The sequence below is a fragment of the Haloarcula sp. H-GB5 genome (assembly GCF_054850705.1).
In genome coordinates this window covers 1-1,837 of record NZ_JBTWBG010000023.1, presented here as the reverse complement: position 1 = coordinate 1,837, position 1,837 = coordinate 1, and the positions used below count along the sequence as shown (strand labels likewise).

Sequence of the window (1,837 nt, the reverse complement as noted above, 5' to 3'; positions counted from 1 at the left end):
AGCGGGAGTCCGGTGGCGGCTGTCGACAGCCATTGCATCCGTCTGCGTTGTTTTGATGTACGCTGCCGTCTGGGAGTCTATCTCGACGGAACTGCTCATGTCTCCGTTGGCGTGGATTCCCGTGGTTGCGCCACTGGCTGGGATTGCCTACGGACTCATAACCGAGCGCACTGAGTTCTCGCTGCGGAACCTGCCCTCAGATCCGCGATTGATGGTCCAGCGCTTCCGTTGACGAGATATACGCCGACAACTGGTCCACGACCGAAGGGTCGAACGAGTCAGAAACGTGTCGCACGTTCCACAGTCCAGACTGATACACCTCAGATTTCGGCGAGTGATATCCAAGCCAATCGAGGTCTGACGGTCCTGCAGATCGACGATACCTCGACACCATCGCGATAGCGTTTGACTCAATCTCGGCTCTGTCGCACTCGGGTCCGGGCTTGCCCGGAACGTCAACCCACAGAAACGGCAGATCCCGGATGTACTCCGACACGCGCTGTTCGAGTTCGTGTTCCTGCTCGCGAACAGCGGTCGTTTCGGCGTCGGGATTCGGTTCGCCCCAGTGAGGATACTCGTCGTGCCAGCCATGTTTCTCGATCAGCGCCCGTCCAACGTGCAAGCGAAAAATCGAACCACGATGGTTGCCACCGCCGGCGTACTTTCCGCGAACGTTCCCTCGGTGCTGCCTGAGTCGGTTCCAGAGCGTGTTCGACGAGCCGGTACTGACGCCGACGGTGCCGATTCGGGAGAGTTGCCAGTCGACCGCTGTCGTTGCCCGAAGGTCGCTTGCTGGCGAGAAAAAGAAGTACACCCCTCGGTCGGGCCACTCTAACCGCCCGGTCACGTCTCTGAGGTAGTACGGCCCTCCGACCTGGTCACGCAACTCTGCTAAGACACTCAGAAACTGTCCGACAGGACTGCTATCCGACGCTGCTTGTGAACGCATATTCGACTCCCTCGCCCATCAGGGGAGTCACAAAACACTCCTCTCAAGCACGTCTGGAAAAGCACGACCGACTGCTCAGCTGGCACCTTCGACGGCGTCGATCAGCCTCGCAGCCGTCTTCGAGATACGGTCCAGCCGGTCCCGCAGCGTCTCCGGTGCGTCGCCGTCCCACGCCGCCAAGTAGAACGCCGAGTTGTCGGGGTCCAGCCCGAAGTGACGACTGACCACGTAGGCGACTGCCTCGGCTTCGACTTCGCGTTTCGACCGCTCCGCCTCATCCTCGACATTGAAGTGAAGCTCTGCATGGGCGAACTCGTGAATCAGTGTACTCGCGAGGGCGGCCCGATTGTCTCGGTCGACCGCTTCGACCATCGGATTCGTGGTCATGACGTTCCGACGCTCGCAAACGCCCCGTGCAGACCCATGCTCCCACTCTTCCGGAGTGACGATTCTTGCGTCGACGCCGATCTCGTCGGTCGCGTCCAACAGGTCCTCGACAAGTCCATCCGGGTCGCCGTGTGCTTCTGTCTCCAGTTCGGGAAGCGACTCGCCCTCGGTCTGGGAGATATCGAACACCGACGTTGGCCGGAACCCGACCAGTCCCCGATGCCACTGCTCAGGGTCTGTCGCGTCGTACTCACAGTCCGTGTTCTCGTGATACGACGGCGAGTTGCCACATTCGGGGCACTTCTTCGTGATAATCGGAGCCCAGATCCAGATGGCATCCTCGCCTTGCTGGACGTAGCGGTCGAACTCGTCTTGCCACGTATTGTACCCGGCGACTCGCGTTGCCTCGGGACACTGAAGCTTAATGAGTAGCGTGTTCCGTGCTGAATAGTCGTGGAACTTGCTCTGCACATCGAGCCACTGCTGGAACTGCTCGCTGGC

General features: G+C 60.2%; 2 protein-coding genes. Both read right to left on the bottom strand.

Annotated features, from left to right (window positions below):
- Positions 1–196: 196 nt before the first annotated feature.
- Positions 197–949 carry a hypothetical protein gene (locus ACYJ11_RS21310; RefSeq protein ID WP_461649387.1) on the bottom strand — a complete coding sequence of 251 codons (753 nt, stop codon included), beginning with the start codon at positions 947–949 and terminating at the stop codon, positions 197–199.
- A gap of 75 nt (positions 950–1,024) precedes the next feature.
- The coding region (locus ACYJ11_RS21305; protein ID WP_461649386.1) for a DUF955 domain-containing protein at positions 1,025–1,837 on the bottom strand (813 nt) is incomplete at its 5' end.